Source organism: Nocardia sp. CDC519 (genome assembly GCF_059509835.1).
In genome coordinates this window covers 3,860,656-3,879,738 of sequence record NZ_CM183377.1, presented here as the reverse complement: position 1 = coordinate 3,879,738, position 19,083 = coordinate 3,860,656, and the positions used below count along the sequence as shown (strand labels likewise).

Here is a 19,083-nt window from a genome sequence, read left to right as displayed (position 1 = left end):
GAGGAAACGCCGGAAACGACGAGACCCGGCCGGTGCGCCAAGCACCGGCCGGGTCGCCGGAAATCATCGAATGCCGTGGCGGCGGTGCTCGAACCGCGGCCTCGGCGTGGCCGTCAGGCCAGTCGGATCAAGCCGTAATCGAAGGCATGTCGGCGATAGACCACCGAGGGTCGGTCGGTTTCCTTGTCGTGGAACAGGAAGAAATCGTGCCCGACGAGTTCCATCTGGTACAGGGCGTCGTCGACCGTCATCGGCGTGTCCGGGTGCACCTTCGTGCGCACGATATGGCCGGGGCCCGCCGCGTAGTCGGCGTGCTCATCACTTTCCCGGCCGCGGGACTCGTCGGGGTGCTCATGCGCCCCTCCGCCCGGCTCGAACAGCGACTCGTCGATCAGGTCCGCGGTGGCCTGGGCGACCGAGACCGGCGTCTTCTCGCCGTAGTGCACCCGGCGGCGGTCCTTGGTGCGGCGCAGCCGGCTCTCCAGCTTCGCCGTCACCGATTCGAAGGCGGCGTAGAAGCTGTCCGCGCAGGCTTCCGCGCGCACGACCGGACCTTTGCCACGGGCGGTGATCTCCACACGCTGGCAGGCCTTGCGTTGACGACGATTGCGCTCGTGGAACAGCTCGACATCGAACAGGAATATCGACGGGTCGAAGCGTTCCAGTCGAGATAGCTTCTCCGACACATAAATTCGGTAATGGTCGGGGACCTCGACATTGCGGCCCTTCACCACGATGTCGGCGCGGGTGGCTCGTGGGCGGTCCGCCTCGGGTTGCTCGGCCCGCTGAGCGTCCAGCGTCGAAGGATCTACATCTTGCACTGAAGGTCGTGAAGAAGTCGTCACGCGTACCTCCCGGATCTGGCCGCACGACCCGATTGGCGTGCGGCGGGATTGAGACGTGCCGGTCGGTCTGCCGGATGACAGCCGCTCGGCACCATGTGTCCGAGACCCACCTCCAAACTGCCGGTTCGGGTGTGTGACCGCGACGCTAGTACGACAACCGCTGGTCCGCCACTGTTCACGCAAATTTCCTGAAGTCAAGCCGCGCACGTCACCAACACCACGTCGACGGCCACCCCGGCCCCGGTCAGCGCACGGATCGACTCGGCGGCCGTCGCCCCGGTCGTCAGCACATCGTCGACCAGCACCACCTGCGCGTTTTCCGGCAGCGCCGGAATGGGGGCGGTCATGATACGGCCTCGCAAGTTGTGTCTGCGTTCACCGGCGGAAAGGCCGACGGAGTCGTGTACACCCCGCCACACGGTCAGCACCGGCAGCACCTGGCAACCGGGCAGCCAACCCGCTGCCGCGGCGGCCGAACGCACCACCGGATCGCCGCCGCGGCGCCGGGCGGCGACCCGGCGGCTGGGTGCCGGGATCAGCACCACCGGCCGGGTGTCGGCCCGCAGCCGGCCGATGCCGCGGGCCAGCGCACGGCCGAGCGGATGGGCCAGATCCCGCCTGCGGCGTTCCTTGGCGGCCAGCACCGCCCGGCGCGGCGGGCCGGTGTAGCGGCTCAACGCCCAGCACGGGACGCCGGGATCGGTGCGCGGGCGGACCCGCTGCGGCGCACCTGCCAGATGGGCGTCGCACCGCGCGCACCAGCCAACGCCCGCGCTCGCACAGCCTGCGCATTCCAGGGGCAACACCAGATCCAGCAGTGTTCGCATCGCCCGAGTGTGCCCGCACCCACCGACACGAACGGATCCGCGACGGGAAAGCGGGGGTCAGCCGGGCAGGATCGGTACCGCGCTGGCGCCCAGGCCGGGCACCTCACGCCAATATTGTTCGCCACCTTCGGGATTGGTGGTGAACTCCAGCACCGCCCGGGAATCGGCCACGTACTGGTGGTCCGGGGCCGCCGTCACCGAGCGGACCGGCGGGGTGAGGTTACGGGTGGTCTGCGAGATCAGCTGGGAACCGTCGATGGAGACGGTACTGACCGGGTCGACGTCACCGTCGCGGGCCAAGATGATGGTGTCGGCGGTCAGCCAGTTCAACGAGACCGCCGGCGTGCTGAGCCCGACCGCGATGGGCAACGGTGAGGTCAGCGCGAACTTGCCGTCCGGGCGCCGTTCGACCACCGCCACGTACACCTTGCCGTCGGCGATCAGCGCGGCCCGCACGCCGGATCGCGCGATCCTGACCTCCGTGATGGGCAGCCGCAGCCCGCTGGAGCCGCTGGTCAGCGCGGAGATGTCGACATCCTGGACCGAGACGTTGCCGGTGGAGCGATCGTTGACCACCCGGATCACCCGCTCGCCGTCGATCACTGCCCAGGCGGCCGTACCGTCCACCGTCCAGGACGGGCGGCTGATGGTGGTGCCCTCGGCGACCGGGAACTGGTTGCCGCCGTAGCTGCCGATCATCAGCGTTCGCGGCGGTTCCGGAGCGGGCCTGCCCGCATCCGCCACAGCGGCGACCAGCTGGCCGTCGGGAGTGATCGCCACCGATTGCAGATTGCGCACCGCGCCGAAATAGCCGGGAGCCGGAGCGATTCCGTCGCTGTTCACCTCGACCAGGGCACCATCGCGCAGCGCGTGCAACCCCGTCTGGTTCTGCGCGAAGGCCTCGGGACTGTACTGGTGGATATCGGCCACCGACCAGCCGTTGGCGGCGAAGCGCTCATCGAGCGGTTTGCCGTCGGCCAGCAGCAGGTACGGGCCGAGGACGTCGGCCTTGGCCAGCGTGAGCACGATCTGGGCGGCCAGCAGTTCCCGTTCCCGTGGCGCGAGCGCGGAGGCGCCCGCGAGGTCGATGCGTACCCCGCCGAGACCGACGCCGACCTCCTCCGGGTCACCGTTGGCCTTGGTGATCGGGCCGCGCAACGTCACCCGCCGGGCGTCGAGTTCATTGCGCACCACGGGGGCGATGGCCGGCTGCGGGCCCTCACCGAGCAGGGTGAGCAGCCGCTGGGTCAGCTGATCCTTCGGCGAGGCGATCCACCGCGGATCCGGCACCAGCGCGCTGCCGGTCGGATCGACGAAGTACAGCACGTAACGCCGGTAGAACTTGGCGAACGCGGGCTTATCGATGACGACGCCGTCGGGCAGCTCATCGATGCGCCATTCGCCGTCGACCTTGCTCATCTCGACCTTGTACTCGAGCGGCGGTCCGTCGATGGCGCGGTAGGCGCCGTCGGGGGCGAGCTCGGCCACGCGCTGGGCGCGGATGCGGTAGGTCGCGGTGGTTTCGGTGCGCGATTCCAGCAGGGTGTCGGGCCGCTCGACGATCACCGTGCCCGCGGCGTCGTTCCATTTGGTGGCCGCCGACGGGTTCATGTACTGCCTGGCGGCCAGATGCCGGTTGGTCGGATCGGCGCTGGCTTGCAGGAAATCCAGCAGCAGCAGGCCGGGATCGCGGCCCTCCAGTGGCGCGGGCGGGCCGGCGGAGGTCGGTTCCCGGTTGATGGTGCCAAGCGCCTGCGGTTGCGAGGATTCCGGCAGGCTCGCGCAACCACCCAGCAGCAGGACCCCGGCCAGCGCGGCCGCCAGCGCGGCGAGTAATCGCCCGCGCGGCGTTCTGCTGGGGTCGGTGGGCCGCATGGTCATGGCTGTTTGTCTCCGGTGTCGGTGAGCACGGCGTCGGTGGGTGAGCCGGTGCCGGATGCGCCGTCGTGAGGCGTGCCGGTCCGGGTGGCTCGCGCATCCTCGGCCGGTCGGGTCGTCGCGGTATCGGAGTCCTGGCCCGGGCCGGAGGTCTGCGCCTCGGCCGCGCCGGGGCCGCCGGCCTCCGAGATCGCCGGGCCGGCCGCGGCCGGAGCGGATTCGGCCTCCGCCGCGGGCAGTTCGGCAACCGCGCGGACCTTGCGCACGCCCGGCTCCAACGGCAGCGGGCTCTTGCCCATCTTGCGGCCGCGCACCAGTGGCAACGTCAGCCGGAAGCTGGCGCCGACGCCGAGCTCACCCCAGGCCTCCAGTTTGCCATCGTGCAGATTCGCGTCCTCGACGCTGATCGACAGGCCGAGCCCGGTACCTCCGGAACGCCGCATCCGGGACGGATCCGAACGCCAGAACCGGCTGAAGACCAGCTTCTCCTCCCCCGGACGCAGCCCGACGCCCTGATCGCGCACGACCATGGCGACGGCATTGGCCTCGCTGTCGCCGCGCATCCGGATCAGCACCGGCTTGCCCTCGCTGTGGTCGATGGCGTTGGCCAGCAGGTTACGCAGCACCCGCTCCACTCGGCGCGGATCGACCTCGGCGACCACCGGCTCCTCCGGCAGGTCGACGACCACCTCCACGCCGGATTCCTTGGCCAGATGCCGCACCGTCGAGACCGCGGCGCGCACGCACATTCGCACATCCAGCGATTCGACCTGCAACTCGGCCACACCCGCGTCGTGGCGACTGATCTCGAGCAGGTCGTTGAGCAGTCCCTCGAACCGGTCCAGCTCGGTGACCAGCAGCTCGGCGCTGCGCGCGAGGGCCGGGTCGAGGTCTTCGCTGCTGCTGTGGATGAGGTCGGCGGCCATGCGCACCGTGGTCAACGGTGTGCGCAGCTCATGGCTGACGTCGGAGGTGAACCGGCGTTGCAGATTGCCGAACTCCTCGAGCTGGGTGATCTGGTTGGACAGGCTCTCGGCCATCTCGTTGAACGCCTCGGCCAGCCGCGCCATATCGTCCTCGCCGCGCACCAGCATGCGCTCGCGCAGCCGGCCGTCGGCGAATCGGCTGGCGATCCGCGCCGCCGACCGGATCGGCAATACCACCTGCCGGGTGACCAGCGCGGTGATCGCGGCCAGCAGCACCAGCAACACCAGACCGCCGACCATCATGGTGCCGCGCATCAGCGCCAGCGACCGCTCCTCGTTTCCCAGCGGGAAGATCAGGTAGGTCTCGAGGGTCGGGTTGTCGGCGCTCGGACTGCCGATGATGAGGGCACGGCCCTGGTAGCCGTCCGGATCGTTCACCGTGGCGAACTGGTAGCTCACCTGGTTGCCCTGCACAAAGCGGCGCAGCTCGTCCGGGATCTGCTCGATCGGGCCCGCGGTGATCTGCTGCGGCGGGGTGCCGCCGACGATGCTCAACGCCGAGTCGAAGCTGCCCGCCGCGCTGCCGGACCGGCTCTCGCCACCGCGATCGGAGACCGCGGTGCGGGCATCGGCCAAGCGCTGGCGCAGCAGCGCAGGATCGTGGGCGCCCTGCAATTGGCTCTGCACCGTGGCGCGGGCGCGGTCCATCTCCTCGATCGCCGCGTTGATCTTGGCGTCCAGCAGCCGATCGGTGATCTGGCTGGTGAGCACCACACCGAGGATCGTGATGACGATCAGCGACAACGTCAGCGTCGAGACGATGACGCGCAGCTGCAACGACCGCCGCCACAGATGGCCGAGCGAACTCCCGACACCCTTGAACCACGCACCCACCGGCGCGAGCCCTCGCTGCAGCGAGGCGAGGCGGCCGCCTTCGTGCTCAGGCAAGCCGCCGCCTCCGAGTCATCGACCCGGACCGACGACCGATCACGGCGGTCCGGCCTTGTACCCAACCCCACGCACGGTCAGCACGATCTCCGGGTTCTCGGGATCCTTCTCGACCTTGGCGCGCAGTCGCTGGACGTGCACGTTCACCAGACGGGTATCGGCGGCGTGCCGGTAGCCCCAGACCTGCTCGAGCAGGACCTCACGGGTGAACACCTGCCGCGGTTTGCGCGCGAGCGCCACCAGCAGGTCGAACTCGAGCGGCGTCAGCGAGATCTGCTGACCTTCGCGGCTCACCTTGTGCGCGGGCACGTCGATGACGATGTCGGCGATGGTGAGCAGTTCGGCGGGCTCTTCCTCGGTGCGGCGCAGCCGCGCGCGCACGCGGGCCACGAGCTCCTTCGGCTTGAAGGGCTTGACGATGTAATCGTCGGCGCCGGACTCCAGGCCGAGCACCACGTCGACCGTGTCGGTCTTGGCGGTGAGCATCACGATCGGGACCCCCGAGTCGGCCCGCAGCACGCGGCAGACGTCGATGCCGTTCATGCCCGGCAGCATCAGGTCCAGCAGCACCAGATCGGGGCGGATTTCCCGGACCGCCGACAGCGCCTGCGTGCCGTCGCCGACCACATGCGGGTCGAACCCTTCCCCGCGCAGGACGATCGTGAGCATCTCTGCGAGTGCCATATCGTCGTCGACGACCAGAATCTTCGGCTTCATATCTCTATGTTGTCATCTCCCACGCCAGTATCGGGCCACCACGCGCATTACTGGTGCATGCGCGCCGCATATCCAACCTTATTCGCCCAGGATTTCCACACAACGGGCGAGTAGGGCGGCGCGATCGTCATCGGATCGGTATGTCCACCACGGGCCGTACCAGTCCCGCTCGGCCAGCTCCCGGTACACCGCACCGGTGCGAGCCTGTAATCCAGCGTCGCGCTCGTAGGCGTCGAGTGCCCGCGTCGAGTCGAGTTCGCCGCGCCTGCGGGCACGTTCGGCGGCCACCTCGGTGGGCACATCGAGCAGCACGGTGAGCGCGGGCACCGGCAGCTTCAGCCGGCCGAATTCCAAATCGCCCACCCAGCCGACGATTTCGCCGTCGGCGGACTGTTGGGCCCGGGCGGCCGAATACGCTGCGTTGGAAGCGACATAGCGATCCAGGATCACGATGTCGTTGCTGTCCAACAGGTTCGACAGCTCCATCGCCGCATCGGCGCGATCGAGCGCGAACAGGACTGCCATGGCATTGATCGAGGCGGCGAGGTCGCCGTGCGATCCGCGCAGTGCCTCGGCGGCGAGGTCGGCGTGAATCGAGCGGCCGTAGCCGGGGAAGGCGAGCGTGCCCGCGCGCAGCCCCCGCTCGCGCAGGGCCGCCAGCAGACCCTCGATCAGCGTCCGCTTACCGGCGCCGTCGAGCCCCTCGACCGCGATCAGTTCACCCATGGCCAGCAGGGTACTCGGGGCCGGCTCGGGCCGGAAAATCCTTCGGCGGGAGGCGCACATGGGTGAAGTGCCCGCGATTCTGATCCCAACAGGATTCGGGTCTCGCGATGGACGAGCGTAGCGGGAATGGTCGACATGCTCGGACCGATTCCGCCCCGGAGCATTCGAACGCCCATCGTCACTAGGGAGAACGCACACATGTCGTTGAAGCACGTCCTGCACACCGCAGCCGTTGCCGTCGCGCTCGGGGTCACCGTCACCGGGGGTGCCACCGCCACGGCGGCGCCCCTCGCTCTCGAGCCCGCGGCGCCCGCCGCGGTCGTCCCGATCGATGACAGCGGCACCGGCAGCGCGTCGGGAAGCGCGGACATGGTGGTGGACGTACTGGAGCTGCTGGGCCAGATCGGGCGCGGCTGCACCCCCGGCACGGTGTGCTGATCCGGTCATCGCCACAACGAGAGTGGCCCGTCGACGTCTCCGTCGACGGGCCACTTCCCGTATCGCTGGATCAGTAGCGGTAGTGGTCGGGCTTGTACGGGCCCTCGACATCGACGCCGATGTATTCGGCCTGATCCTTGGTGAGCTTGGTCAGCGTGCCGCCGAGCGCCTCGACGTGGATCCGCGCGACCTTCTCATCGAGGTGCTTGGGCAGCCGGTAGACCTCGTTGTCGTACTCGTCGGGCTTGGTCCACAACTCGATCTGAGCGATCACCTGGTTGGAGAAGCTGTTGCTCATCACGAACGAGGGGTGGCCGGTGGCGTTGCCCAGGTTCAGCAGACGACCCTCCGACAGCACGATGATCGACTTGCCGCTCTCCCCGAAGGTCCACAGATCGACCTGCGGCTTGATGTTCAAACGCGTTGCGCCCGAACGCTCCAGCGCCGCCATATCGATCTCGTTGTCGAAGTGACCGATATTGCCGAGGATGGCCTGATCCTTCATCGCCTTCATGTGATCGAGGGTGATGATGTCCTTGTTGCCGGTGGAGGTGATGACGATATCGGCATCGGCGATGGCCTGCTCCACGGTGACGACGTCGTAGCCGTCCATCAGCGCCTGCAGCGCGTTGATCGGATCGATTTCGGTGACCTGCACCCGGGCGCCCTGTCCGGCAAGCGATTCCGCGCACCCCTTACCCACATCGCCGTAACCGCAGATCAGCACCTTCTTGCCGCCGATGAGCACATCGGTGCCGCGGTTGATGCCGTCGATGAGGGAATGGCGGGTGCCGTACTTGTTGTCGAACTTCGACTTGGTGACCGAGTCGTTGACGTTGATCGCCGGGAACACCAACTCCCCCGCCGCCGCGAACTGGTACAGCCGGAGCACACCGGTGGTGGTCTCCTCGGTGACGCCGCGCACGCTCTCGGCGATCGCGCTCCACTTACCTTTGTCGGTCTCGAAACGCTCCCGCAGCAGGTTCAAGAACACCGTGTACTCGGCGGAGTGCTCCTCGTCGGCCGGCGGGACCACGCCCGCCTTCTCGAACTGCGCGCCACGCAGCACCAGCATGGTGGCGTCGCCGCCGTCGTCGAGGATCATGTTGGCCGGCTCATCCGGCCAGGTGAGCATCTGCTCGGCCGCCCACCAGTACTCCTCCAGCGTCTCGCCCTTCCAGGCGAACACCGGGGTGCCCTTGGGCTCGTCGACGGTGCCGTTCGGGCCGACGACGACCGCGGCCGCGGCGTGGTCCTGGGTGGAGAAGATGTTGCACGAGGCCCAGCGCACCTGCGCGCCCAGTGCGGTCAGGGTCTCGATCAGCACCGCGGTCTGCACCGTCATGTGCAGCGAACCCGAGATACGCGCGCCCTTCAGCGGCGCCACGTCGGCGTATTCGCGACGCAAGGCCATCAGGCCGGGCATCTCGTGCTCGGCAAGCCGGATCTCCTTACGACCGAACTCGGCCAAGGACAGATCCGCCACCTTGTAATCGATGCCGTTACGGACATCAGCGGTCAGCGACGTACGTGCGGGAAGTTCTGAGGTCGTCATGCGCCTGGATCAGCCTCTCTCCGGATATCGGTTCCGAAGCAAGGCTAGTCGCTCCCACCGCACCGGTGCTCGGCAACCGAGTCACCGGACTCAGGCCGTGGCCGCCCCGTGCCTGGCCAGCATCCGAACCCGCCTGCGCGGAGCGATATTGGCGCGGGTGATGTCGCCGTCGTAGTGCGCGAGCACGCGCGGATCCATCACCCGCCGCCACAGCGGCGGGATGGCCGCGAGCAGGATCATGGTGGCGTAGCCGGCGGGCAGTTGCGGCGCCTGTTGCGAACTGCGCAGGGTCTGATAGCGGCGGCCGGGGTTGGCGTGATGGTCGCTGTGCCGCTGGAGGTGGAACAGGAAGATATTGGTGACGAGCCGGTCGCTGTTCCAGCTGTCGCGCGGCGAGCAGCGCCGGTAGCGGCCGCTGGGCCTGCGCTCACGCAGCAGCCCGTAGTGCTCGACGTAGTTGACCGTCTCCAGCAGCATCACGCCGATGACGGCCTGCAGCAGCAGGTAGGGCAGGATTCGCACGCCGAAGGCCACCATCAGGCCGCCGAACAGGACCACCGTCATCGACCAGGCCTGCAGGATGTGGTTGTGCACGCTCCACCAGCCGAGATCGCGGCGGGCCAGCCGGGCGCGCTCGAGCCGGATCGCCGAGCGGAATCCGCCGGACACGCTGCGCGGCAGGAATTCCCACAGCGATTCACCGAGCCTTGCGCTGGCCGGATCCTCCGGCGTGGCCACCCGCATGTGGTGGCCGCGGTTGTGCTCGACGAAGAAATGCCCGTAGCCGGACTGGGCCAGCGCGATCTTGGCCAGCCAGCGTTCCAGGCGTTCGACGCGGTGGCCGAGTTCATGGGCGGCGTTGATCCCGATGCCGGAGACCAGGCCGAGGGTGGAGGCCAGCCCGAGTTTGTCGACGATGCTCAGTTCGTCGCCGGACCACAGGTAGCCGGCCACGACCAGGCCGATCAGCTGGATGGGCAGGAACAGGTAGGTGCACCACCGGTAGTAGCGGTCGTTGGACAGCAGCTCGTAGTCCTCGTCGCGCGGGTTGCTGCCGTCCTCGCCGACGAGTTGATCCAGCACCGGAATCACGATCAGCACGATGATCGGGCCGATCCACCAGAAGATGGTCAACCCGGTATGCAACACCAGTTGAGAAGGCAGCAACGCGCACGCAGGCGCGATGAGACCGAGAGACCACAAGTGGCGTTTGGGATCGGCCGATCCCCTCGGTTTGCCAACCGTTTGCACGCTTGCCCCGCTAAAAATGAACCCTGACACCGACGGAGATCCATAGTCGCAGACGTGTGGTCTGTTACACCTTCCGTTGGCTGGGAAACGTGGTGACCGTTACAGCGGTGATAAGAGCGCGTTGTCTCGTCAAGCATGTGAGCGACATCACGGCATACCTGTGGCACGGGCGTGCTGCTTGCACGCAGCGGGTCGTCGCCGCATTAAAAGGCCACCATGGCGTAACTGGTCGGTTCACGACAGCCGCGCCCACCGCGGTGTCGAGCCCCCTCGGCCGCGGCTCGGCAGCACCGCAGCTACTGCACCCCGCGCGCGGCCAGAATCGCCTCGACATACGGACCGAGCAGCGCGCTCAACTCCTCGGGCGCGTCGCGCCCAGGAGCGGGCGGGGTGGGGATGTAGCTCAGGGCGATCCGCACGAGCGCCTGGGCCAGCACATCGGCCTCGGCGGCGGTGGCATCGACCCAGCTGTGCCGGAACGCGACCGACAGCCGCTCGGTGGCGTGCTCGACCAGCGGCTCGGCATCGAGGGTGATCAGCCGCAGCAGATCGAGCTTGACCTCGCCCGCGACCAGCGAACGCACCAGCGGGTCGGCGGCGGCCTCGACGAAGAAGCCGGACAATCCCTGCCGGAACGCAGCGCGCGCGTCGCCGACGTTGTCGTCGATGGCCGCCCCGACGTGGTCGACCAGATCGTCGGCCAGCCGCAGCGCATAGGCCTGGGCGAGGCCCGCGCGCGAGCCGAATTCGTTGTACAGCGTCTGCCTGCTGACACCGGCGCGAGTGGCCACATCCCCGAGGGTGATCTTGGACCAGTCGCGCTCGGTGAGCAGTTCGCGCATGGCGTCCAGGACCGAGCTGCGCAGCAGCTCCCGTGCGGCCTCCTGGTAGGGAAGTCTGGACCCGTTGCGCGGCATGCCTGCGACATTGGCACGGGCATCTGTCGCAGTCAAAAATCTCACGAGCGCTCGATCTCGACCATGAAGAAGTCGGCCTTGGCGGCGCCGCAGTCCGGGCAGGTCCAGTCGTCGGGGATGTCGTCCCAGCGGGTGCCGGGCGCGATGCCGTCCTCCGGCCAGCCCTTGGCCTCGTCGTATTCGAACCCGCACTGGATGCACTGGTACAGCTTGTACTCGGTCATGTCGTCCTCTTCTCCCGCGCCGGTCTACCGGCTCGCCTGATCGCTGCCGACCGGCTCGAAATCGATTTTTTCCCGCACCCCGCAGTCCGGACAGCACCAGTCGTCGGGCACTGCGGACCAGGGCGTGCCCGCCGGGAAGCCCTCATGCGGCTCGCCGGTGGCCTCGTCGTAGACGTAGTCGCACACCGGGCACCGATACGCGCTCACGGCGTGGCCTCCTGCCCGGCCGCGCCGTAGCGGGCCAGCACCTTGTCCCGCTTGGCCGGGTGGATATTGGCCCTGGTGATATCGCCGTCGTAGTGCGCGAGGACCCGCTTGTCCATCACCCGGCGCCAGATCGGCGGGAAGTAGGCGAGCAGGATCATGCTCGCGTACCCGCTGGGCAGATTCGGCGCGCCATCCCAGCTGCGCAGCGTCTGATAGCGGCGGGTGGGGTAGGCATGGTGGTCGCTGTGGCGCTGCAGGTGATACAGAAAAATGTTGGTCACCAGGTGGTCGCTGTTCCAGCTGTGCACCGGCGCCGGCCGCTCGTAGCGTCCACTGGCCGTGCGCTGGCGCACCAGCCCGTAGTGCTCCAGGTAGTTGACCGCCTCCAGCAGGCTGAATCCGATCAACGCCTGCAACAGCAGATACGGCAGCACCTCGATACCGAACACCGCGATCAGCACCGCGAACAGCAGCACCGACATCAGCCAGGCACTGAGCACCTCGTTCTGCAAGGTCCACGGCTTCTTGCCGAGCCGCTCCAAGCGGGTCTTCTCCAGCCGCCACGACGAGCGCAGACCGCCGGCGACGGTGCGCGGCCAGAAGGCCCAGAACGTCTCGCCGACCCGGGAACTCGCCGGATCCTCCGGGGTCGCGACGCGCACGTGATGGCCGCGGTTGTGCTCGATATAGAAGTGGCCGTAGCAGGACTGGGCCAACGCGATGCGCGAGAGCCAGCGCTCCAGATCGACCTTCTTGTGGCCGAGTTCGTGGGCGGTGTTGATACCGATGCCGCCGATGATGCCGACCGTGATGGCCAGGCCGATCTTGTCCACCACCAGCAGGCCGCCGTCGATGCCGAGCCAGCTCAGGTCGTCGGCGGTGATCAGGTAGCAGGCCATGATCAGCGAGGCGTACTGGAACGGCAGGTACAGGTAGGTCAGGTAGCGGTAGTACTTGTCGTTTTCCAGCCACTCCATCACCTCGTCGGGCGGGTTGGAGCCGTCCGGGCCGAAGAAGATGTCGGCCAGCGGGATGACCAGATACACCAGGATCGGGCCCAGCCAGAACGGCACATGCGCCAGGCGGGTCCAGCCCAGTTCGTTCAGCGCCCAGACGAGCGGAAGCCCGATGGTGAACAGTCCGGTGGGCGCGAACAGACCCCACAGCCACATATACCGCTTCCGGTCCCGCCAGGCCGGCGTCTCGGCCGCCAGACCTGCGGTTTCGGCATCAGTAGACATCGTCGTCTCCTCCATGCGACACACATCACATGTGATGTGCACTACCACGTGAAGTTGACGATAGCCCTTGCTTTGTCCTCGGTCTATACAAACCGATCAATTTGTAAAGCGTCTGTGACCTGGTGACCGGGCCGTGATCTCCTGGACATGACCAGGGCGCCCGCACAGGCTGTGCGGGCGCCCTGTGACGGCCGATGGTGGTCAGCGAATCAGCACATCGGCATCGTCCGGCAACGCGCCGACCGGCCACCACCGCAGATCCGTCGACTCGGCGCTGCGCACCGGCACCGCCCCCGCCGGCGCGGTGATCCGGAACAGCAGATCGAGATGCCGGGTCGGCACCCCGAGTGAGCAGGTGATCGGATGCGCCTGGGCGCCGTAGAGGCCGGGCTCCAAGCGCAGCCCGGCGATGCCCGATTCCTCGGTGGCCTCACGCAGCGCGGCATCGGCCACCGTGCGGTCGTTCTCCTCGCAATGCCCGCCGAGCTGAATCCACCGGCCGACCCGCGGATGCAGCGTCAGCAAGACCTCGTCGCCGTCGGCGGAGAACACCACCGCCGAAGCGGTGATGTGCCCGGCGGCGTGCTCACGCAGACATCCGCGCGGTGCGGAGCCGAGAAACGCGAGCATCGCCTCGCGCAGCGAAGCGTCCGGCCCCACGGCGGGCGACCACGCCTCGAGCAGCTCGGTCGCCGAGGCGTGCAGCGACTCCGCGCTCACAGCTCGACCAGCGCGTCACCGGGCGCGCGCGGCGGGCGCGGGGTGAGCTCGTCGAGCGGATGGCCGATCGCGATGGCGCCCAGCGGGTTCCAGTCGCCGGCCAGGCCGAGCACCTCGCGCGTGGTCTCCGGCGCGAAGATGGTCGAACCGATCCAGCAGCTGCCGAGCCCCTCGGTCGCCAGCGCCACCAGCAGCCCCTGCACCGCCGCGCCCACCGCGACGGTGAACATCGTCTGCTCGGCGGCCCGGCGCCGGTCGTCCGGATAGTCGTGCGCGCCGTCGGGCACGCAGCACGGGATGATCACCTCGGGCGCGTCGAAAAGGATGCGGCCACGCGCGATCCGGCGTTCCACCCGATCGGCGGGCAGGCCGTCGGCGGTGAGATCGGCGCGCCACTTGTCGGCCATCGCCGTCAGCAGACGCTCCCGTAGCGCGCGATCGCGCAGCCAGACGAAGCGCACCGGGCGGGTGTGATGCGGGGCGGGGGCGGTCAACGCCACCGACACCGCCGCGCGCACCCGTTCCGGATCGACCGGATCGGCCGCGAACTCGCGCACCGACCGCCGCAGCAGCACCGCCTGCGAGCGGCCGAGTTCGATCGCCTCGGCGGTGCCGAGCCAGAACAGGTCGTCGGTGCCGCGGCGCACGAGATCGGCTGCGCTGGACGCATCGTCGGTGAGGGGCAGACCGCGCACCACCGCCACCGGGACACCGCCGAGCTTGCCCTTCACCAGATCGGCGGCCGCGGCCAGCTCATCGGCGATGGCCACCTGGGTGACGTGCAGTTCGTTGCCCTGCCCGTCGACGGCGCCCGCGTAATCGTGCAGCACGCGCAGCCCGGACGCCCCGATCGCCGCGTCGATCTGGCCGTTGCGCCAGGCCCGGCCCATGGTGTCGGTGACCACGACCGCGACCTCCACCCCGAGCCGCTCGGCCAGCGCCGAGCGCAACGCCTTCGCGCTGGCATCGGGATCGACTGGCAGCAGCACCAATTCGCCCCGCTCCACGTTCGATCCGTCGACGCCGGAGGCGGCCTGCACGATGCCGAGCCGGTTCTCGGTGATGAGGGTGCGCCCCTTGCGGGCCAGCACCCGCACGGCCTCCTGATCGACCAGCGCCCGGCGCGCGGTGTCGCGTTCCTCCGGGTCCAGCGGTGCGGCGACGATGCGGCCCTCGACCTTGGCGACGATCTTGCTGGTGACCACGAGCACGTCGCCGTCGGCCAGCCAGGGTGCGCGCGCGGCGATGTGTTCGGCGAGATCGTCGCCCGGGCGGAATTCCGGCAGCCCGGTGATCGGCAGCAGCCGCAGCTCGCCCGCGCCGTGGTCGGCGGGCCCGGTCACGGCTTGACCCCCGCGAGATCCAGTGCGGCACGCACCATTTCGGCGGTCGTCGGCGGGTCGGTCATCAGCAGGGGCACACTGCGGACCTCGACGCCCGGCACCTCGGCGGTGTCGGTGGTGTGCACCAGCCAGCCGTCCAGGATGCCGGTCGCCGAGCGCGCGCCGTAATGCCGGCCGACCGCCTCGGCCGAGGTTTCCACCCCGATCACCGACAGGCACTCATCGGCCATGCCGCGCAACGGTTTTCCGTCGATCACCGGCGAGATGCCGATGACCTTCGCGTCGGTGGTGCGCAGTGCGCCGCGGATGCCGGGCACCGCGAGAATGGCTCCGATACTCACCACCGGGTTCGAGGGTGCGAGCAAGACCACATCGGCAGATCCTATGACATCGATCACATTTGGCGCCGGTTTGGCTTGATCCGCGCCGATTGTGGCGAATCCATGAGTTTCGATACCCGCGCGGTATCGAACCCACCACTCTTGAAAATGGATCGCGCGGCGTTCGCCAGGGTTGTCCGGGTCACTGACAACGACGTGGGTTTCACATCGATCATCGGTTGCCGGGATCAGTTTCACACCGGGTTGCCATCGATTGCACAGCGCTTCGGTCACCGCAGATAGCGGGTAACCGGCGTTCAGCATTTCCGTGCGAACCAAGTGGGTGGCGATATCGCGGTCACCCAGACCGAACCAGTCCGGCTGCGCGTGGTATTTCGCCAGCTCTTCCTTGGCGTGCCAGGTTTCGCCCACCCGGCCCCAGCCGCGTTCGGTATCGATGCCGCCACCGAGGGTATACATGCAGGTATCGAGGTCGGGACAAATTCGGAGCCCGTGCATCCACACGTCGTCGCCGACATTGACGATCGCCGAAACGTCGGCTTCGGGGAGAAGTTCCCGAACACCCTGAAGGAACCGCGCACCACCCACTCCGCCGACCAGGACGGCGATGCGGGGCCCATTGACGGGTGCGATGTCCGCTTGTTCTGAAGTCACATCCACATAGCCTAAGCGCCCCTCGATCGGCCGCGCTCGGACCTATATTTGCTGGTCATTTGCTATGTGATGGTTCAAGATCGTCTTCGAAAGCGCTGCCGGATAGTAACGGAATAGCGACAGCGGCTTGACCATCGCTGCGTCCGGCGTGTCTAATCACAGTCATGTCATTCCGGGATCGCGCGAGAGTTCAAGGCGCGAACGGTTTTTCGAACGAATGTTCGAACGGGACGGCATGCTCGGGGATGTCCGCGAGACAACGTCGCGGAGTAGTGCCGTCGGTAGGCGTGTTGGTCCGGCGGAAAGAAGCATTCTGCGCTAACACACAGTGAGGAGGCGGAGCGATGGCCAATGAGCTGGCCCCTTCGGGCATGCCGGGCGGCGTATCGCAAACCGATTCCACGGCAGGCGCAGCACGTAGCGTCTGCGCAGAGGCCGGGTGGAAGGACCACGAGGGGGGTGAGCGAGACTCGGCGCCCCGACTCAGCTTGGTCGTGCCGGGTTTCGACGAGATGTTCGAGTCGATCGAAGAACAGTGGCAGGAACGTGCCCTGTGCGCGCAGACCGATCCGGAGGCGTTCTTCCCCGAGAAGGGCGGCTCGACCCGCGAGGCGAAACGGATCTGCATGGGCTGCGAGGTACGGGACGAGTGCCTGGAATACGCACTCGCACACGATGAACGGTTCGGCATCTGGGGCGGGTTGTCCGAACGCGAGCGCCGCAGGCTCAAGCGCGGCATCGGCTGAGCAAGGACCGGACAGGTCCCGGCCGGCCCGCCTCGGCGCCTGCGGCCGGGGCGGGCCGAGGTGGGCAACCGCACCTGACTAACGTTTGCGGTATGGCACGTTCGCGCAATCGTCGTCCCCCGACAGCCCGGTCGGTGACCCGCCGCGGCCGCGGGGTACGCGGGCCGATGCTGCCGCCGACGGTCCCCGCCTGGCGCACCCGCGGGCAGAAGTTCGACCGCCTGGTGCTCGAGGCGTTCGCTCCGCTGGATTCGCGGTGGCACGACCGGCTCACGAAACTCGATATCGCCGTCGATGACGTGCCGAAAATCCGTCCGCTGCACCCTGATTCGGTCACCTGGCCGGACGAGGTCGTGGCCGACGGTCCGGTACCGCTGTCGCGGCTCATCCCGGCCGGCGTCGACCGGCACGGCACTCCGATCCGCGCTCGCGTGGTGCTGTTCCGCAAACCGCTCGAACTGCGGGCAGGCGATCCGGACGATCTCGTGGATCTGCTGCGCGAGGTTCTGGTCCAGCAGATCGCCACCTATCTCGGCGTCGATCCGGACGTCATCGACCCCGAACCGAACTGATCCCGGCCGGGGGCATCGGCCCGGAAATCCCCCGCTGACCCCGGCCGAGTGATGCACGACGCGCCGATGGGACGGGATTCACTGAGCGTGTCTGCCCACTCCCGGCCGTCAAGGGGGTTACTCTCACTGGCGTGATTCCCATGCGTCGTTGCTGCCGACCAGGTTGCAAGAATCCGGCCGTCGCGACGCTCACCTATGTCTACTCGGACTCCACCGCGGTGGTCGGTCCGCTCGCGACGGTAGCCGAACCCCACTCCTGGGACCTCTGCGAGACCCACGCCTCGCGCATCACCGCACCCAAGGGCTGGGACATGGTCCGGCACGAAGGCGGATTCTCCTCCAGCACACCCGACGACGACGATCTGACGGCACTGGCCGAGGCGGTCCGCGAAGCCGGACTACGCCGTCGCCCGCCCGAACCCGACCAGCGCGGCTACCGCGATTACACGCCTCCACCGCCGCGCACCACCCGAACCGGGCGCCGTGGACATCTGCGTGTGCTGCCCGATCCGCCCAGCTGAGGCCGCGCCCGCGGGCAATCGCCGGGACCATGTGAGCGCCACACCGACCGGGCACTAGGGTGTTCGCTATGACAGTCGCCCGCTCTGCCGATTTCGTGAACGCGGTGATCAAGGCCTACGACGTACGCGGTGTGGTCGGTGACCAGATCGACGCCGAATTCGTCTCCGACGTAGGCGCTTCGTTCGCGCGGCTGATGCGCGCCGAGAACGCCCGGCGCATCGTCATCGGACACGATATGCGCGACTCCTCCCCCGAACTGGCGGCCGCCTTCGCCGAGGGCGTGCTCGGGCAGGGCCTCGATGTGGTGCACATCGGCCTGGCCTCCACCGACCAGCTCTACTTCGCCTCCGGCAAGCTGGATTGCCCCGGCGCGATGTTCACCGCCAGCCACAACCCCGCCCAGTACAACGGCATCAAGCTGTGCCGCGCGAAGGCGCTGCCGGTCGGTCAGGACACCGGCCTGGCCACCATCGCCGCCGAGGTGACCGCGGGCGTGCCCGGCTACGACGGCCCGCGCGGCACCGCCACCGAGACCGACCTGCTCGACGACTACGCGGGCTTCCTGCGTGAACTGGTCGACCTGTCCGGCATCCGCTCGTTGACGATCGCCGTGGACGCGGGCAACGGGATGGGTGGTCACACCGTCCCCGCGGTACTCGGCGCCCTGCCGCAGGTGAAGATCGTGCCGCTGTACTTCGAACTCGACGGCAGCTTCCCCAACCACGAGGCCAACCCGCTCGACCCGAAGAACCTGATCGACCTCCAGCAGCTGGTCCGCACCAGCGGCGCCGATATCGGCCTGGCCTTCGACGGCGACGCCGACCGCTGTTTCGTCGTCGACGAGAACGGTGATCCGGTCTCGCCGTCGGCGATCACCGCGCTGGTCGCCGAACGCGAACTCGGCAAGGAGCCGGGCGCGGTGATCATCCACAACCTGATCACCTCGCGCGCGGTGCCCGAACTCGTCACCGAACTGGGCGGCACCCCGGTGCGTACCCGGGTGGGCCATTCCTTCATCAAGCAGCAGATGGCGGCCACCGGCGCGGTGTTCGGCGGCGAGCACTCCGCGCACTACTACTTCCGGGATTTCTGGGGCGCCGACTCCGGCATGCTGGCCGCGCTGCACGTGCTGGCCGCGCTCGGCGAGAAGGACCGCCCGGTTTCGGAGCTGATGGCCTCCTACAACAGCTACGCGGCCTCCGGCGAGATCAACTCCACCGTCGACGACGCCGCCGAACGCACCGGCGCGGTGCTGGACGCCTTCGCCGACCGGGTGGTGTCGGTGGACCGCCTCGACGGCGTCACCGTGTACCTACCCGACCACGCGTGGTTCAACCTGCGCGCCTCCAATACCGAACCGCTACTTCGTCTCAACGTCGAAGCCAGATCGCCGGAGGAAGTAGACGCACTCGTGACTGAGATCCTGAGCATCGTCAGGTCCTGACTGGGATAGTGGAATTACTGAGGAAAGGAATCACACGCTCG

At 68.1% G+C, this 19,083-nt stretch carries 20 protein-coding genes; 5 read left to right on the top strand and 15 right to left on the bottom strand.

Annotated features, from left to right (window positions below; genetic code table 11):
- Positions 1–113: 113 nt before the first annotated feature.
- The 6 genes from hpf to AC5W7N_RS17295 all read right to left on the bottom strand — a co-directional run bounded on the left by hpf (position 114) and on the right by AC5W7N_RS17295 (position 6,867).
- A complete protein-coding gene (hpf, locus tag AC5W7N_RS17320; protein ID WP_194989784.1) occupies positions 114–845 on the bottom strand; it encodes a ribosome hibernation-promoting factor, HPF/YfiA family in 732 nt (243 codons plus the stop codon).
- Between the two features lie 194 nt (positions 846–1,039).
- Complete coding sequence (locus tag AC5W7N_RS17315; RefSeq protein WP_195019907.1) at positions 1,040–1,672, bottom strand: ComF family protein; 633 nt, start codon at positions 1,670–1,672, stop codon at positions 1,040–1,042.
- A gap of 57 nt (positions 1,673–1,729) precedes the next feature.
- On the bottom strand, positions 1,730–3,553 hold the full coding sequence (gene lpqB / locus AC5W7N_RS17310) for an MtrAB system accessory lipoprotein LpqB (RefSeq protein WP_163809450.1): 1,824 nt from the start codon (positions 3,551–3,553) through the stop codon (positions 1,730–1,732).
- Positions 3,550–5,391 carry an MtrAB system histidine kinase MtrB gene (gene mtrB, locus AC5W7N_RS17305; protein ID WP_495924142.1) on the bottom strand — a complete coding sequence of 614 codons (1,842 nt, stop codon included), beginning with the start codon at positions 5,389–5,391 and terminating at the stop codon, positions 3,550–3,552. The genes lpqB and mtrB overlap by 4 nt, the downstream gene beginning before the upstream one ends.
- 72 nt (positions 5,392–5,463) lie before the next feature.
- Positions 5,464–6,141 carry an MtrAB system response regulator MtrA gene (mtrA, locus tag AC5W7N_RS17300; protein ID WP_014352544.1) on the bottom strand — a complete coding sequence of 226 codons (678 nt, stop codon included), beginning with the start codon at positions 6,139–6,141 and terminating at the stop codon, positions 5,464–5,466.
- A 78-nt stretch (positions 6,142–6,219) separates the two neighbouring features.
- Positions 6,220–6,867 (bottom strand): dTMP kinase, encoded by a 648-nt coding sequence (locus tag AC5W7N_RS17295; RefSeq protein WP_495921892.1) that lies wholly within the window; start codon positions 6,865–6,867, stop codon positions 6,220–6,222.
- Positions 6,868–7,065: 198 nt separating this feature from the next.
- On the opposite strand from AC5W7N_RS17295, the gene AC5W7N_RS17290 reads away from it, so the two are divergent.
- Positions 7,066–7,305, top strand: coding sequence for a hypothetical protein (locus tag AC5W7N_RS17290; RefSeq protein ID WP_194989730.1), 240 nt, complete (start codon positions 7,066–7,068; stop codon positions 7,303–7,305).
- A 70-nt stretch (positions 7,306–7,375) separates the two neighbouring features.
- Here AC5W7N_RS17290 and ahcY read toward each other — a convergent pair whose 3' ends face one another.
- From ahcY to cofD, 9 genes are all read right to left on the bottom strand, one after another.
- Positions 7,376–8,860, bottom strand: coding sequence for an adenosylhomocysteinase (gene ahcY / locus AC5W7N_RS17285; RefSeq protein WP_163809441.1), 1,485 nt, complete (start codon positions 8,858–8,860; stop codon positions 7,376–7,378).
- A gap of 90 nt (positions 8,861–8,950) precedes the next feature.
- Positions 8,951–10,111 (bottom strand): alkane 1-monooxygenase, encoded by a 1,161-nt coding sequence (locus tag AC5W7N_RS17280; protein WP_175585761.1) that lies wholly within the window; start codon positions 10,109–10,111, stop codon positions 8,951–8,953.
- Between the two features lie 296 nt (positions 10,112–10,407).
- Positions 10,408–11,028, bottom strand: a complete 621-nt coding sequence (locus AC5W7N_RS17275) for a TetR/AcrR family transcriptional regulator (protein ID WP_194989731.1) — start codon at positions 11,026–11,028, stop codon at positions 10,408–10,410.
- Between the two features lie 41 nt (positions 11,029–11,069).
- Positions 11,070–11,252, bottom strand: a complete 183-nt coding sequence (locus AC5W7N_RS17270) for a rubredoxin (RefSeq protein WP_104359917.1) — start codon at positions 11,250–11,252, stop codon at positions 11,070–11,072.
- A 24-nt stretch (positions 11,253–11,276) separates the two neighbouring features.
- Positions 11,277–11,459 (bottom strand): rubredoxin, encoded by a 183-nt coding sequence (locus AC5W7N_RS17265; RefSeq protein ID WP_138449403.1) that lies wholly within the window; start codon positions 11,457–11,459, stop codon positions 11,277–11,279.
- Complete coding sequence (locus AC5W7N_RS17260) at positions 11,456–12,700, bottom strand: alkane 1-monooxygenase (protein ID WP_195006759.1); 1,245 nt, start codon at positions 12,698–12,700, stop codon at positions 11,456–11,458. Before AC5W7N_RS17260 ends, AC5W7N_RS17265 begins: the two co-directional genes overlap by 4 nt.
- A gap of 201 nt (positions 12,701–12,901) precedes the next feature.
- Positions 12,902–13,420 (bottom strand): NUDIX hydrolase, encoded by a 519-nt coding sequence (locus AC5W7N_RS17255; RefSeq protein WP_163809433.1) that lies wholly within the window; start codon positions 13,418–13,420, stop codon positions 12,902–12,904.
- Positions 13,417–14,763, bottom strand: coding sequence for a coenzyme F420-0:L-glutamate ligase (locus AC5W7N_RS17250; RefSeq protein ID WP_194989733.1), 1,347 nt, complete (start codon positions 14,761–14,763; stop codon positions 13,417–13,419). Before AC5W7N_RS17250 ends, AC5W7N_RS17255 begins: the two co-directional genes overlap by 4 nt.
- On the bottom strand, positions 14,760–15,758 hold the full coding sequence (cofD, locus tag AC5W7N_RS17245; RefSeq protein WP_175585760.1) for a 2-phospho-L-lactate transferase: 999 nt from the start codon (positions 15,756–15,758) through the stop codon (positions 14,760–14,762). The genes AC5W7N_RS17250 and cofD overlap by 4 nt, the downstream gene beginning before the upstream one ends.
- A gap of 512 nt (positions 15,759–16,270) precedes the next feature.
- On the opposite strand from cofD, the gene AC5W7N_RS17240 reads away from it, so the two are divergent.
- From AC5W7N_RS17240 to AC5W7N_RS17225, 4 genes are all read left to right on the top strand, one after another.
- Positions 16,271–16,504 carry a WhiB family transcriptional regulator gene (locus AC5W7N_RS17240; protein ID WP_029901515.1) on the top strand — a complete coding sequence of 78 codons (234 nt, stop codon included), beginning with the start codon at positions 16,271–16,273 and terminating at the stop codon, positions 16,502–16,504.
- A gap of 92 nt (positions 16,505–16,596) precedes the next feature.
- A complete protein-coding gene (locus tag AC5W7N_RS17235) occupies positions 16,597–17,076 on the top strand; it encodes a metallopeptidase family protein (protein ID WP_165448897.1) in 480 nt (159 codons plus the stop codon).
- 140 nt (positions 17,077–17,216) lie between these two features.
- Positions 17,217–17,597, top strand: coding sequence for a DUF3499 domain-containing protein (locus AC5W7N_RS17230; protein ID WP_036539183.1), 381 nt, complete (start codon positions 17,217–17,219; stop codon positions 17,595–17,597).
- A 68-nt stretch (positions 17,598–17,665) separates the two neighbouring features.
- On the top strand, positions 17,666–19,042 hold the full coding sequence (locus AC5W7N_RS17225; protein ID WP_194989734.1) for a phosphomannomutase/phosphoglucomutase: 1,377 nt from the start codon (positions 17,666–17,668) through the stop codon (positions 19,040–19,042).
- Positions 19,043–19,083: the final 41 nt, after the last annotated feature.

Bases quoted from the DNA above. Each gene is read 5' to 3' on its own strand.
- AC5W7N_RS17315 (WP_195019907.1), bottom strand. From the start codon at position 1,672: ATGCGAACACTGCTGGATCTGGTGTTGCCCCTGGAATGCGCAGGCTGT.
- lpqB (WP_163809450.1), bottom strand. From the start codon at position 3,553: ATGACCATGCGGCCCACCGACCCCAGCAGAACGCCGCGCGGGCGATTA.
- mtrA (WP_014352544.1), bottom strand. From the start codon at position 6,141: ATGAAGCCGAAGATTCTGGTCGTCGACGACGATATGGCACTCGCAGAG.
- AC5W7N_RS17295 (WP_495921892.1), bottom strand. From the start codon at position 6,867: ATGGGTGAACTGATCGCGGTCGAGGGGCTCGACGGCGCCGGTAAGCGG.
- AC5W7N_RS17290 (WP_194989730.1), top strand. From the start codon at position 7,066: ATGTCGTTGAAGCACGTCCTGCACACCGCAGCCGTTGCCGTCGCGCTC.
- ahcY (WP_163809441.1), bottom strand. From the start codon at position 8,860: ATGACGACCTCAGAACTTCCCGCACGTACGTCGCTGACCGCTGATGTC.
- AC5W7N_RS17275 (WP_194989731.1), bottom strand. From the start codon at position 11,028: ATGCCGCGCAACGGGTCCAGACTTCCCTACCAGGAGGCCGCACGGGAG.
- AC5W7N_RS17270 (WP_104359917.1), bottom strand. From the start codon at position 11,252: ATGACCGAGTACAAGCTGTACCAGTGCATCCAGTGCGGGTTCGAATAC.
- AC5W7N_RS17260 (WP_195006759.1), bottom strand. From the start codon at position 12,700: ATGTCTACTGATGCCGAAACCGCAGGTCTGGCGGCCGAGACGCCGGCC.
- AC5W7N_RS17240 (WP_029901515.1), top strand. From the start codon at position 16,271: ATGTTCGAGTCGATCGAAGAACAGTGGCAGGAACGTGCCCTGTGCGCG.
- AC5W7N_RS17235 (WP_165448897.1), top strand. From the start codon at position 16,597: ATGGCACGTTCGCGCAATCGTCGTCCCCCGACAGCCCGGTCGGTGACC.
- AC5W7N_RS17230 (WP_036539183.1), top strand. From the start codon at position 17,217: ATGCGTCGTTGCTGCCGACCAGGTTGCAAGAATCCGGCCGTCGCGACG.
- AC5W7N_RS17225 (WP_194989734.1), top strand. From the start codon at position 17,666: ATGACAGTCGCCCGCTCTGCCGATTTCGTGAACGCGGTGATCAAGGCC.